The following is a 12,659-nucleotide window of genomic DNA, read 5'->3' on the forward strand; positions in this document are numbered from 1 at the left end:
TATGTCCGATATCGAACAACGCGTTAAGAAGATCGTCGCTGAGCAACTTGGCGTCGCTGAAGCAGACATCAAGAACGAATCGTCCTTCGTCGACGATCTCGGCGCCGACTCCCTTGATACCGTTGAGCTTGTGATGGCACTCGAAGACGAATTCGAAATGGAGATCCCGGACGAGCAGGCCGAGAAGATCACCACCGTGCAGCAAGCAATCGATTATGCCAAGGCACACGTCAAGGCTTGATGTCGTTCAGTTTGATTCCAGGAGAACCGCTTGAGCCGCTCACGTGAACGTCGCGTCGTAGTGACCGGCCTCGGCTGTGTTTCCCCCGTTGGCAATAGCATTGCCGATGCGTGGGGAGCGCTTACCGAAGGCAGATCAGGTATTGCGACCATTACTAAATTCGACGCCACGCCTTTCTCAACGCGCTTTGCGGGTGAAGTTAAGGGCTTCAATATCGAGGATTACATTCCCGGTAAGGAAGCGCGCCACATGGATACATTCATCCACTATGGAATGGCCGCGGGTATCCAAGCCATTCAGGATAGTGGACTGACCGTCACCGAGGAGAACGCCGAAAAGATAGGCGTTATTGTCGGATCGGGTATCGGTGGCTTGCCGATGATCGAAGAGACGCACGCCGAATTAACAAATCGCGGACCTCGAAGGATCAGTCCGTTCTTCGTTCCTGCGTCTATCATCAATATGATTTCGGGACATCTGTCGATCAAGTATGGCTTCAAGGGGCCGAATATTGCGATCGTCACTGCCTGTACAACCGGTCTGCACTGCATTGGCGCGGCCGCCCGCATGATTGAATACGGCGACGCCGATGTCATGATTGCCGGTGGTGCCGAATCCACCGTTTCGCCACTCGGCGTCGGCGGCTTTGCGGCCGCACGTGCGCTTTCGGGTCGCAATGATGATCCGGCAACCGCATCGCGACCATGGGACAAGGACCGCGACGGCTTCGTGCTGGGCGAGGGCGCCGGTGTCATGGTTCTTGAAGAGTACGAGCATGCCAAGGCCCGCGGAGCAAAGATATACGCCGAGGTACTAGGGTTCGGCATGAGCGCCGATGCACATCACATGACCGCGCCCCTGGAAGACGGAGACGGTGCACGCCGATGCATGGTGGCCGCATTGTCCAATGCCGGCGTCAATCCCGACCAGGTCGACTATGTGAATGCGCATGGCACTTCGACGCCGCTGGGCGACCTCGCAGAAACGGTTGCCATCAAGCGCGCCCTAGGGGATCACGCCAAGGACGTCGTCGTCAATTCGACCAAATCCATGACGGGCCATTTGCTTGGCGGTGCAGGTGGCCTTGAATCCGTCTTCACGGTACTGGCCATTCATCACCAGATCTCGCCGCCGACCATCAATATCTTCAATCAGGATCCGTCATGCGATCTTGATTACTGCGCAAATACGGCGCGCAGCATGCCGATCAATATCGCCGTCAAAAACTCGTTCGGGTTTGGCGGCACGAACGGCACTTTGGTGTTCGGTAAAGTCTAACGTATCCTCTACATCGGTCTCTTGCATGCTGATATGCGAGAGACCGACTGCTCCCCACCTATTGCCATGTCAATCGCGGTATCGGCAATCGTCAAACCTTCCCGGATTCTCGGTGCGATGATGCTGCTCATGGCATCCCTGACCTCAGCAGTAGGAATTCTTATCGGCCTTGGCATGATTGGCGAACTGGCGAGCTCATTTCGCTTAGCCACCGCTGCATCGATTCTTATCCTCGTATTTTTTGGGTTTTATCATGGCATGCGGAGTCGAAAACCCATACAACTTAGTATCTCCGGCATAGGCCAGATTCGAATTTCAAAGTGGTCCAGCGAGACCCCTTGCAGAGAGTCGAACTGGACGCATGTAGGAATGAACGTCAAGGAAGTCCGGCTTCTTCCTGAATCGACACTTTGGCCACTGCTGCTTCTGCTGCGGCTCGAAGATGCGGATGGAGGGTTGCTCACCGTGCCGGTGTTGCCCGATAGCGTCTCGCGCGATGCTTTCCGGTCGCTCTCGGTGGCATTCAGGTGGATTGCCGCAAATGAAGTGCGATCCAAAGCAAATCCTTGATGGATAAATGGCGGTAAATTTACTGTGCACCACATTGAACGAATTACATTTCTTCCAGTCAACTACACAGGCGCGTGAATGTTGCAATGAAACAAGGGAACGGGGATTGACGACAGAACGCGATATTGATCAACTGCTTGTCGAGCGCGTGCAGCGCGGCGACAAGAAGGCATTCGAGCTTCTGGTAAGCAAATACCAGCGCAAACTCATGCGCTTGGTATCGCGCCTGGTCCGTGATCAGGCAGAAGCCGAGGATGTCGTTCAGGAAGCTTTTATAAAAGCATACCGGGCGCTGCCCCAGTTCAGGGGGGACTCTGCGTTTTACACATGGCTATATCGGATAGGAATCAACACTGCGAAAAATTACCTTGTAACTCAGGGAAGGCGGGCTCCGACATCAACTGAAGCCGATGCTGAAGAAGCGGAAACTTTTGATGACGGAGAGCATCTTAGGGACATCAATACGCCCGAATCGATGTTGGCAACAAAACAGATCGCGGAAACCGTGAATGTTGCAATGGATGCTCTTCCAGATGAGTTGCGCATAGCAATTACATTGCGTGAAATAGAGGGGTTGAGCTACGATGAAATAGCGGAGGCAATGGGGTGTCCCATAGGCACTGTTCGAAGCCGGATTTTCCGCGCTCGCGAAGCCATTGCAGAAAAGTTAAGGCCGCTATTGGGAACTGCGATCGACAAGCGCTGGTAGTAGCAGGGATAAGACAAAAAGTTGGGTACACATGGAAGGTGTGGCGCAGCCTGAACGGGGTAAGAATGGATAGCAAAATAAAGACGCAGGAACAGATTTCGGCGATGGCCGATGGGGAGATTCCTGTTGAGCAGCTTGACGGGTTGTTGGCTTCGCTGCGCGACAAAAATGCACAGGAAGACTGGAAGCTCTATCATCAGATTGGCGACTTGCTGCGCTCGGAAGACATGAATGTCCGATTGAGCGATGATTTTTCCTCACGCATGTCGGCCATGCTGGACGCGGAGCCGACCATCGTTGCTCCTTCGTCGATCACAGGCGCCTTGAAGCCGTCCCATGACGTCAAGGCGCAAGATGTTTCCCGTCCAGCACGGGGTTCAGCCAGACGCTGGGCAGTTCCGGGAATGGCTGCCGCTGCGGCAATGGCGGCCGTGGCATTCGTCGCCACACCTCAACTCATGGTCGCATTCAAGAGTGCGCCGGAAGGCGCGCCGGCATCCGTCGCTTCCGTATCCGTGGCTGGCAACGCGCCAATAGAGATTGCCGGCGGCTCAACTCCTCAGGAAGCCGTCATGGCAACTTCAGAGTCCGGTGAGGTAGTCGTGCGGGATCCTCGTATCGACGATTATCTGTTTGCCCACCAGCGCTACTCGCCATCCGTCTATAGCACTGCGCAATATGCGCGCTCAGCTACCTTTGCAACCGAATCCAACAAATAACCTGTATGCGGCAAACACACGCGTTACTCAAGTTTGTCGTTGCTATTTCGATTCTCTTGACGTTTCCGGCATTTGCCGAAAACGCTGATTCGTTATCCGATAAAAGAGATGCTCAATCCTGGTTGAGGAAAATCCAGTCGGCAGCGCAAACACTCAATTACTCCGGGACCTTCGTCTACCAGCAGGCTAACCAGATGCGGACTTCACGCATCACACATGTACTCGATGGACGAAACGAATTTGAAAAACTTGAAATTCTTGACGGCAAGCCCCGTGAATACATACGCAACAACGATGAAGTGATTTGCTATGTTCCTGATGCAAAAACACTCTTCGTGGAAAAGCGGGTTACCCATGACATATTTCCAGCCATTCTTGCTAATAATGCTGCCGAGCTGACTGAACATTACAATGTTCGAAAACAGGAGAGTGGCCGCATCGCTGGACATGAATGCCAGGCAATATTACTTCAGCCGAAAGACGGCTTGCGCTATGGCTACAAGTTGTGGGCGGAAAAGGGTAGTGGTTTGCTGTTGCGTGCACAGACGCTGAACGAGAAGAATGAAGTCGTCGAACAGATCTCCTTTACTCAACTATCGATAGGCAATGTCGAGAGGAACCGGGTAAAGCCAAGTTACACAAATACTCAGGGATGGAAAATCGAAAATTCCGCCATGAGTCAAGCAAACCTGTCCGGCTGGACGGTAAATGCCCTACCCAAAGGTTTCCGGAAAATTCGGGAAGTGAAGCGGCTGGTCTCCGACAATGCGGTCGGCTCGGGGCCCGCAACCCAACGTGAAGTCTCCCAGATTGTTTTTTCCGACGGGCTCGCGGCGATATCGGTGTTCATTGAGCCGGAATCGCAAAGCCGCACGGAGGGATCTATCCAGCAGGGAGCGACGAATATCGTCGGAAAGCGTCAGGGAGACTTTTGGCTTACTATTGTGGGAGAAGTGCCATCTGCGGCAATAAGGCAGGTGGCCAATTCCATTGAGTTCAAACCGAAATAGCCAGAAAAACAGGATTCCATGAAAACAGTGTTCGTTGCTCGTACTGCACTGCTGAGCATGTTGTTAAGCCTTGCCGGCGTGGCAATTCCCGCCTTGTCGGGCTTGACTCCGGCGCAGGCGCAGACCGTCACGGCAACAGCTTTGCCGGACTTCGCCGACCTCGCTGAAAAAACAGGCCCTGCGGTCGTCAATATAAGGACGACCGAGCGCGTCAAACCGGGCCAGGGCGGCACGGGCGTGCCAGGTGCCGAAGACGAGGAAATGCAGGAGTTTTTCCGTAAATTCTTCGGCGTGCCTATGCCACGCCAACCTCAGCCGGAGCGCGCACCCCGCAATGGACGCAAGCAGGGCCCGCAGCAGGAAGAAGAGGTGCCGAGAGGCGTGGGTTCGGGATTCATCATCTCCGCTGACGGATTCGTGCTGACGAACGCGCACGTCGTCGACGGCGCGGACGAGGTTTACGTAACCTTGACCGACAAGCGCGAATTCAAGGCCAAGATCATCGGAGTGGACAAGCGCACGGATGTCGCCGTAGTGAAAATCGAAGGCACCAACCTGCCACGCCTAGCCATCGGCGACCCGAGCAAGCTGCGTGTCGGCGAGTGGGTGATTGCGATCGGCTCACCGTTCGGTCTCGATAACACGGTCACCTCCGGCATCATTTCAGCCAAGGCCCGCGATACGGGAGATTATCTGCCCCTGATTCAGACCGACGTAGCGGTCAATCCCGGTAACTCCGGAGGACCGCTGATCAACCTGCGTGGTGAAGTGGTCGGCATCAATTCGCAGATCTATAGCCGGTCCGGCGGCTATATGGGCATCTCGTTCGCAGTCCCCATCGACGAAGCCATGCGGGTGGCGGAGCAACTGCGCATCAGCGGTCGAGTCACGCGCGGACGGATCGGCGTGCAGATCGGCGAAGTCACCAAGGATGTCGCCGAATCGCTGGGCTTGCAACGCGCACAAGGTGCCCTGATTCAGCGGATTGAACCTGGCGGTCCCGCGGAGAAGGGCGGACTGGAAGCCGGCGACATCATTCTGAAATTCAATGGTACGTCGATTGAAAAATCATCCGACCTGCCGCGTGTCGTCGGTGCCACCAAGCCTGGAACCCGGTCTTCGCTCACGATCTGGAGAAAAGGCGCGAACAAGGATGTCAACTTGACCGTGGCCGAGCTCGAGCCGGAAAAAGTGGCCAAGAAAGAGGAGCGCAAGCCCAAGCCGGAGCAGGCACCCAACGCACTCGGTCTCGTTGTCAACGACCTGACCGAAGCCCAGAAGAAGGAATTGAAGCTGGATGGCGGCGCGATAGTGGAAGCTGTCGAGGGGGCGGCTGCGCGCGCTGGATTGCGAGCTGGCGATATCATCATGCGGCTGAACAATAATGATGTGAAGGATGCCAAGCAGTTCAACGGCCTCGTGGCAAAACTGGAACCGAAAAAGACGGTTGTCGTGCTGGTGCGTCGAGGCGAAGCTTCCCAATTCGTCCCGATCCGGCCCAACGGACAATAGTGACCCGCGCTCGGGAGCAGGATGCCAAAAAATGCCTGCTCCTCCTGTTCCGCGCAGCTATCGATGTCGCTTGGCGGTCCCATTCTTCCACGGGAGCAGTTATACTGAGTAGAGCTTAATCAGCTGGATACAATCGTTGCTCCCACGCTGCTGCAGTCGAAACAAACGCCACGGCAATGGCAAGCGCAACTGCTATTGCTCCCAGCCACTACCTGATAAGTCGATGTCGTGGTTCACTTCACTTTATATTCCCGTTCATATTGCCATTTGTGTGACGACATGCTCGAGGCGCTCCAGGCCCTCAGCAGCGAATATCCCTTCACCGTGGAAACAATCGACGTCGATGCCGACGAAACGCTGGTAGCGCAATTCGATGAGCGGGTTCCTGTACTTTTCGGCCGGAAGAATGATGAAAGTGCCGTCGAGTTGTGTAATTATTTTCTCAATGAAGCAAAAACGCGCGAATTCCTTACCAACGCGCGCTGACCATGCCATACAGGCCTAGTGCATCGTTTCAGGCGATTTTATGGGCTTTCCCCTTCGAAATCCGGTAAAATGCCGGGCACCGGATATTCTTCTGTCATAAGGCGCTCAACTGGGGGCTTACCCCGCACGGAGCGCCTTTTTTGTGGTTGCATCTTAGTTAATGGACAACATTCGCAATTTTTCCATCATCGCGCACATCGACCATGGTAAATCCACCCTGGCCGATCGCATCATCCAGATCTGCGGGGGGCTGTCGGACCGTGAAATGGAAGCGCAAGTGCTGGATTCGATGGACCTCGAACGTGAGCGTGGCATCACCATCAAGGCGCAGACCGCCGCATTGTCTTACAAGGCGCGAGATGGCAAGACCTATAACCTCAACCTGATCGATACGCCAGGACACGTCGACTTCAGCTACGAAGTCAGCCGTTCCCTGTCGGCCTGCGAAGGCGCGCTGCTCGTGGTCGACGCATCGCAGGGAGTTGAGGCGCAGACCGTTGCCAACTGCTATACGGCGCTCGATCTCGATGTCGAAGTCGTGCCGGTGCTGAACAAGATCGATCTGCCTTCGGCCGATCCCGAGAACGCCATCAGCGAGATCGAGGACGTGATCGGAATCGATGCGAGCGATGCCGTGCGCTGCTCCGCGAAAACCGGACTGGGAGTCGAAGACGTTCTGGAGTCATTGATCGCCAAGGTGCCGCCGCCGAAGGGAGATCCCGAGGCGCCGCTGCAGGCATTGATCATCGATTCTTGGTTCGACAACTATGTTGGCGTCGTCATGCTCGTGCGTATCGTCAATGGACGCCTGCGGCCCAAGGAAAAGATTTCCCTGATGGCGACCGGCGCACAGTATCTGACCGAGAGCATCGGCGTTTTCACGCCGAAATCGCAGGCCAGGGAATCCTTGTCGGCTGGCCAGGTCGGCTTTGTCATCGCGGGCATCAAGGAACTCAAGGCTGCACGCGTCGGCGACACGATCACTCTCGCAAGCAAGCCTGCGCCGGCCGCTTTGCCCGGCTTCAAGGAGGTTCAGCCCCAGGTCTTTGCCGGCCTGTTCCCGGTCGAGGCAAATCAGTATGACGCGCTGCGGGATTCGCTCGAAAAACTCAAGCTCAACGATGCGGCATTGCAGTATGAACCCGAGGTATCCCAAGCGCTGGGATTCGGCTTCCGCTGCGGTTTCCTCGGCCTCCTGCACATGGAAATCGTGCAGGAACGACTTGAGCGCGAATTCGACATGGATCTGATCACCACGGCGCCGACGGTGATCTACGAAGTCGTGCAGCGCGACGGTTCGATCATCATGGTGGACAATCCTTCCAAGATGCCGGACCCGTCCAAGATCGAAGAGGTCCGCGAGCCCATCGTCACTGTCAATTTATACATGCCGCAGGAATATGTCGGCTCCGTCATCACGCTCTGCACCCAGAAGCGGGGCGTGCAGATCAACATGAGCTATCACGGCAAGCAGGTCATGCTGACCTATGAAATGCCGATGGCGGAAATCGTCCTGGATTTCTTTGACAAGCTCAAATCCACATCGCGCGGCTATGCGTCGATGGACTATGAATTCAAGGAGTACCGTGCTGCCGATGTGGTGAAGGTCGACATGCTCATCAATAGCGAGAAGGTCGATGCGCTGGCGATCATCGTGCACCGTGCCAACAGCCAGTACCGCGGCCGCGCGGTGGCGGCGAAGATGCGCGAACTCATCCCGCGCCAGATGTTTGACGTGGCAATTCAAGCCGCAGTCGGCGCAAATATCATTGCGCGCGAAAACGTCAAGGCCATGCGCAAGAACGTGTTGGCGAAATGCTATGGCGGCGATATCTCGCGCAAGCGCAAGCTGCTCGAAAAGCAGAAGGCGGGCAAGAAACGGATGAAACAGGTTGGCTCGGTAGAAGTGCCGCAGGAAGCGTTCTTGGCGATTTTACAAGTGGAAGATAAATGAGTCTGCAATCGATCCTCGGAAATTTTGCATTAATTCTTTTTATTCTGACTATCGCCACCGGGATCATCTGGTTCCTGGATGTTTTCCACTTCTCTCGTTTGCGCCGGGCGAGGGCCAATCAGGCGCTCGCCGAATTCGACGCTCGCCACGCGAAGCTGAAGGCTGACGGTATCAAGGTCGATGACAGCGGACGTCATCGGCTGGAAGCGGAAATGCTCAAGCAGCCGACGTGGATCGAATATTCGGGCAGTTTCTTTCCTGTGATCGCCCTGGTATTTTTCCTCAGGTCGTTCCTGTACGAGCCGTTCAAGATTCCGTCGAGTTCCATGGTGCCGACCCTTATGATCGGCGACCTCATTCTAGTGAACAAGTACACCTACGGGATTCGGCTGCCCATCATTAACAAGAAGATCATCCAGTTGAATGATCCGCAGCGTGGCGATGTCATGGTCTTCAAGTTTCCCAAAGACCCGTCTCTTGACTACATCAAGCGTGTCGTGGGTGTGCCGGGTGATAAAATTACCTACAAAAACAAGCGCTTGATCGTCAATGGCAAGGAACTGTCGTACCAGCCGCTGCCGGACTATCTCGATGAGGAGCATCTGACCTACTCCAAGCAATATCTTGAAAACCTGTCCGGCATCACGCACAAAATACTTAACGATGAGCGTGCGCCGGCGTATGTGCAGAATCCCGACCCTTTCCCCATGAATGAGGCATGCAGCTATAACGTCGAAGGATTCACTTGCACAGTCCCTGCTGGACATTACTTCATGATGGGGGATAATCGGGATAACAGTCTCGACAGCCGATATTGGGGTTTCGTGCCTGATCAGTACATCGTGGGCAAGGCGTTCTTTGTCTGGATGAATTTTGGAAACATCAAGCGCATCGGCGGTTTTCAATAAATAAAGACGCAAGGGGAGTGGTGCATGAATACGAGGTTGGCTGCCAAGGCATCTGGCTTGTCTTTGACGGGATTCTTGTTTGTTATCGTTGTCGTAGCTTTACTGGCCGTGCTTGGGTTAAAAATCGTACCGACCGTTGTTGAATATAGTGCAATCAAGAAGGCGATTGCCAACGCCAGGAACACAGGCACAACGGCGCGCGAGATTCAGGATTCTTTCGAGAAACAACGTAGTGCCGGATATATCGAATCAGTAACCGGAAAAGATCTTGAAATTATCAAGACTGCAGAGGGTTTCGATGTCAGCGTGGCGTACGAAAAGCGCATTCCGCTGGTCGGTCCGGCTAGCCTGGTAATTGATTATGTTGCAACTACCGGCCGCTGAGCGACCGGGAAACCTGTACAGTAAGAGGACTTGGGCGACGGAGCGAGATGGATTTCAAGTTATTGCAAGACCGGCTGGGGCACACGTTCAAGGATGCTGCATTACTGCAGCAAGCCCTGACGCATCGCAGCCACAGTAGTGTGCATAACGAGAGGCTGGAATTTCTTGGAGATTCCGTCTTGAACTGCGTCGTCGCGTCGCTTCTGTTCGAACGCTATGCAAAGATCGACGAAGGCGATTTGTCCCGCCTGCGGGCGAATCTGGTGAAGCAGCAATCTCTTTACGAGATTGCGCAACGGCTGGAGTTGTCGCAGTTTCTCCGTCTTGGCGAAGGCGAATTGAAATCCGGCGGCTTCCGGCGGCCATCCATTCTTGCCGATACACTGGAAGCCCTGTTCGGTGCGATTTTTCTCGATGACGGCTTCAATTCCGCGCGTGACGTCATCCGAGCGCTTTACATTCCGATTCTGGATACCGTTGATCCCAAGACTTTGGGCAAGGATGCCAAGACCTTGCTGCAGGAATATCTGCAAGGCAAGAAAATAGCTTTGCCTCAATACAACGTCATCGCTACCCACGGGGCCGCGCATAATCAGGAATTCGAGGTCGAGTGCCTGGTTCCCAAGCTGGATATCCAGGTATTCGGCACCGGCGGCAGCCGCAGGGCGGGAGAGCAGGCCGCGGCCAAGCTGGCGCTGGAGGCGGTTCAGAATGCGCTGCTCAAGAGCACGGGCGCTGCACGCAAGACTCGGCCTCGGGCCTCGCAGTTGAAGCTGGCCGGCATTGCAACTGTTCAGTCCGATGCACCGGGTGTAGCTGGCGCCTCGAGCCAGGTCGGTGAAACCAGCGGGCGCAAGGCTGGCCGGACTTCCGCAAAGGCGGAGGCAAAGGGCGAAATCAAGGCCGAGACGGTTGAAAGCTCGCCGGATTTATCCCAGACACGTCTCGATCTGGATGCGGATCCGGAGACAGATAATGCGGTCGCCGACAAACCTCCCGCACCGCCGGCTTCCGACGAAAAAAGCGCATCTTCCTTGCCCTCCCAATCAAAGACTGCATGACATCCTCAGACGCTGCCTCCGATACCCCCTCCGACTTCCGTTGCGGCTATATCGCCATCGTGGGTCGTCCCAATGTCGGGAAATCCACCCTGATGAACGCCCTGATCGGCGCGAAGGTCAGCATTACATCCCGCAAGGCTCAAACTACGCGGCACCGGATCACCGGAATCCAGACGCATGAGAAGGCCCAGTTCGTCTATATCGATACCCCGGGATTCCAAACTAAGCATTCCAATGCCTTGAACCGCACGCTTAACCGAACGGTCACGACGACGCTTACTGCCGCGGACGTGATTCTCTTCGTCGTCGAAGCCGGGGTGTTCGAGAATGCGGACAAGCAGGTGCTTGCATTGCTTCCGAAGGATGTGCCCTGCATACTGGTCATCAATAAATCGGATCACATCAAGGACAAGGCGATCCTGATGCCCTTTGCCCAGAAGGTTGCTGCCGAGCGCGATTTCGCGCAGGTCGTGCCCGTCTCGGCCAAGCAGCGCTTCCAGTTATCGGTGCTCGAGCAGGAAATCGAGAAATATCTGCCGGCAAATCCTCCCATGTTCGGGCCTGACGACATCACCGATCGCAGCGAAAAATTCCTGGCGGCTGAAATCGTCCGCGAAAAGGTATTCCGTTTCGTTGGAGAAGAGTTGCCCTATACCAGTACCGTGCTGATCGAGAAGTTCGAGCAGGAAGGCAATCTGCGCAGAATTTTTGCCGCCATTCTGGTCGAACGTGACGGGCACAAGGCAATGGTCATCGGCCACAAGGGAGCTAAGCTGAAAGAAATTTCAACGCAGGCCCGCCAGGATATGGAAAAACTGTTCGACGGCCCCATCTATCTTGAAATATGGGTCAAGGTAAAGTCAGGTTGGGCAGATAACGAAGCCGGCCTGCGTGCATACGGATATGAATAGCCGGGCGGGCGCCGATGCCATGGCGCGATTGCCGGCGACAAGAACGCAGATACGCTCGTGCCTCTCACACAAAACGAATCGTCTTCCATCATAGAGCCAGCAGGATCATCCCAGCCAGATCATGCGCAGCAAGCCCGTCCCGCCGGCGGAGCGCCGCGCCGTGGCTCTACGGGAACCGCCAGCCGCAGTCGATTCCAGGAAAAGGAAATCCGTATTGCCGGCCAGCCGGCATTCGTGCTGCACAGCTATCCCTACAAGGAAACCAGCCTCATCGTCGACGTCTTTGCCCGCGACCATGGCCGGGTGGCGCTGGTTGCCAAAGGTGCCAAGCGTCCGCATTCCAAGTTGCGCGGCGTGCTACAGACCTTCCAGCCGCTGTCGGTCGGATGGACCGGCAAGGCCGAGATCAAGACGCTGACGGACGCGGAATGGATAGGCGGTTTATTGCCGCTGGAAAAGTCGGCCCTGCTTTGCGGGTTTTATCTCAATGAACTCCTGCTGAAGCTGCTGGCCCGCGATGATCCGCATCCCGCCCTGTTCGACCACTATGTCGCAACCCTGAATCAGCTCGCGCACGACGAACCGCCTCCCATCGTTTTGCGCAAGTTCGAACGTATTTTGCTGAAAGAAACCGGGGTTGGCGGCGATTTTAGCCTGAGTTCGGAAACAGGAGCGGCCATCGTCGCTGCCGACACCTATGTCGTCGATCCGGAGCAGGGGCCGCGCTCGCCCCGAGCCGACGATACGGCACCCCGGGTCTCGGGCAAGACCCTGCTGGACATGGAGCGGGAAGATTATTCGGACAGCAATACGCAGCTGCAGAGCAAGTTCCTGATGCGTTTCCTGCTGGCGCATCACCTTGGCGGAGCGCCACTCAACACACGGCAAATTCTGTTAGATTTGATGCAATTATAGT

14 protein-coding genes are annotated in these 12,659 nt (G+C 55.5%); all 14 read left to right on the forward strand.

Features of this window, described 5'->3' with window-relative positions; translation table 11 throughout:
- The first annotated feature begins 1 nt into the window (after window position 1).
- The 14 genes from acpP (at window position 2) to recO (ending at window position 12,658) form a co-directional block, all read left to right on the forward strand.
- A complete protein-coding gene (gene acpP / locus RY831_RS22770; RefSeq protein ID WP_040041346.1) occupies window positions 2–241 on the forward strand; it encodes an acyl carrier protein in 240 nt (79 codons plus the stop codon).
- Window positions 242–271: 30 nt separating this feature from the next.
- A complete protein-coding gene (fabF, locus tag RY831_RS22775; RefSeq protein ID WP_326508675.1) occupies window positions 272–1,519 on the forward strand; it encodes a beta-ketoacyl-ACP synthase II in 1,248 nt (415 codons plus the stop codon).
- Between the two features lie 33 nt (window positions 1,520–1,552).
- Window positions 1,553–2,089: a protein YgfX gene (locus RY831_RS22780; RefSeq protein WP_326508676.1), complete on the forward strand. Its 537-nt coding sequence runs from the start codon at window positions 1,553–1,555 to the stop codon at window positions 2,087–2,089.
- 106 nt (window positions 2,090–2,195) lie between these two features.
- Window positions 2,196–2,798 (forward strand): RNA polymerase sigma factor RpoE, encoded by a 603-nt coding sequence (rpoE, locus tag RY831_RS22785; RefSeq protein WP_057293164.1) that lies wholly within the window; start codon window positions 2,196–2,198, stop codon window positions 2,796–2,798.
- Between the two features lie 65 nt (window positions 2,799–2,863).
- Window positions 2,864–3,517, forward strand: a complete 654-nt coding sequence (locus RY831_RS22790) for a sigma-E factor negative regulatory protein (protein ID WP_326508677.1) — start codon at window positions 2,864–2,866, stop codon at window positions 3,515–3,517.
- 5 nt (window positions 3,518–3,522) lie between these two features.
- Entirely contained in the window at window positions 3,523–4,527 is a 1,005-nt protein-coding gene (locus RY831_RS22795; RefSeq protein ID WP_326508678.1) for a MucB/RseB C-terminal domain-containing protein, read from the forward strand.
- 18 nt (window positions 4,528–4,545) lie between these two features.
- Window positions 4,546–6,039: a DegQ family serine endoprotease gene (locus RY831_RS22800; RefSeq protein ID WP_326508679.1), complete on the forward strand. Its 1,494-nt coding sequence runs from the start codon at window positions 4,546–4,548 to the stop codon at window positions 6,037–6,039.
- Between the two features lie 228 nt (window positions 6,040–6,267).
- Window positions 6,268–6,525 carry a glutaredoxin family protein gene (locus RY831_RS22805; RefSeq protein ID WP_326508680.1) on the forward strand — a complete coding sequence of 86 codons (258 nt, stop codon included), beginning with the start codon at window positions 6,268–6,270 and terminating at the stop codon, window positions 6,523–6,525.
- A gap of 160 nt (window positions 6,526–6,685) precedes the next feature.
- Window positions 6,686–8,479, forward strand: coding sequence for a translation elongation factor 4 (lepA, locus tag RY831_RS22810; RefSeq protein ID WP_326508681.1), 1,794 nt, complete (start codon window positions 6,686–6,688; stop codon window positions 8,477–8,479).
- Window positions 8,476–9,387: a signal peptidase I gene (gene lepB / locus RY831_RS22815; protein ID WP_326508682.1), complete on the forward strand. Its 912-nt coding sequence runs from the start codon at window positions 8,476–8,478 to the stop codon at window positions 9,385–9,387. Before lepA ends, lepB begins: the two co-directional genes overlap by 4 nt.
- 24 nt (window positions 9,388–9,411) lie before the next feature.
- Window positions 9,412–9,771 (forward strand): DUF4845 domain-containing protein, encoded by a 360-nt coding sequence (locus tag RY831_RS22820; RefSeq protein WP_326508683.1) that lies wholly within the window; start codon window positions 9,412–9,414, stop codon window positions 9,769–9,771.
- A gap of 47 nt (window positions 9,772–9,818) precedes the next feature.
- The gene (gene rnc / locus RY831_RS22825; RefSeq protein WP_326508684.1) at window positions 9,819–10,832 is read left to right on the forward strand and encodes a ribonuclease III; all 1,014 of its coding nucleotides are present in this window, start codon (window positions 9,819–9,821) and stop codon (window positions 10,830–10,832) included.
- Window positions 10,829–11,743 (forward strand): GTPase Era, encoded by a 915-nt coding sequence (gene era, locus RY831_RS22830; RefSeq protein ID WP_326508685.1) that lies wholly within the window; start codon window positions 10,829–10,831, stop codon window positions 11,741–11,743. Before rnc ends, era begins: the two co-directional genes overlap by 4 nt.
- A 57-nt stretch (window positions 11,744–11,800) precedes the next feature.
- Window positions 11,801–12,658, forward strand: coding sequence for a DNA repair protein RecO (gene recO, locus RY831_RS22835; RefSeq protein WP_326508686.1), 858 nt, complete (start codon window positions 11,801–11,803; stop codon window positions 12,656–12,658).
- Window position 12,659 lies beyond the last annotated feature (1 nt).

Source organism: Noviherbaspirillum album (assembly GCF_035916955.1).
Taxonomy (GTDB): Bacteria; Pseudomonadota; Gammaproteobacteria; order Burkholderiales; family Burkholderiaceae_D; genus Noviherbaspirillum; species Noviherbaspirillum album.

What these genes read in the sequence shown, in the direction of transcription:
- acpP (WP_040041346.1), top strand. Translation starts at nt 2, where the DNA reads ATGTCCGATATCGAACAACGCGTTAAGAAGATCGTCGCTGAGCAACTT.
- RY831_RS22780 (WP_326508676.1), top strand. Translation starts at nt 1,553, where the DNA reads ATGCGAGAGACCGACTGCTCCCCACCTATTGCCATGTCAATCGCGGTA.
- RY831_RS22790 (WP_326508677.1), top strand. Translation starts at nt 2,864, where the DNA reads ATGGATAGCAAAATAAAGACGCAGGAACAGATTTCGGCGATGGCCGAT.
- RY831_RS22795 (WP_326508678.1), top strand. Translation starts at nt 3,523, where the DNA reads ATGCGGCAAACACACGCGTTACTCAAGTTTGTCGTTGCTATTTCGATT.
- RY831_RS22800 (WP_326508679.1), top strand. Translation starts at nt 4,546, where the DNA reads ATGAAAACAGTGTTCGTTGCTCGTACTGCACTGCTGAGCATGTTGTTA.
- lepA (WP_326508681.1), top strand. Translation starts at nt 6,686, where the DNA reads ATGGACAACATTCGCAATTTTTCCATCATCGCGCACATCGACCATGGT.
- lepB (WP_326508682.1), top strand. Translation starts at nt 8,476, where the DNA reads ATGAGTCTGCAATCGATCCTCGGAAATTTTGCATTAATTCTTTTTATT.
- RY831_RS22820 (WP_326508683.1), top strand. Translation starts at nt 9,412, where the DNA reads ATGAATACGAGGTTGGCTGCCAAGGCATCTGGCTTGTCTTTGACGGGA.
- rnc (WP_326508684.1), top strand. Translation starts at nt 9,819, where the DNA reads ATGGATTTCAAGTTATTGCAAGACCGGCTGGGGCACACGTTCAAGGAT.
- era (WP_326508685.1), top strand. Translation starts at nt 10,829, where the DNA reads ATGACATCCTCAGACGCTGCCTCCGATACCCCCTCCGACTTCCGTTGC.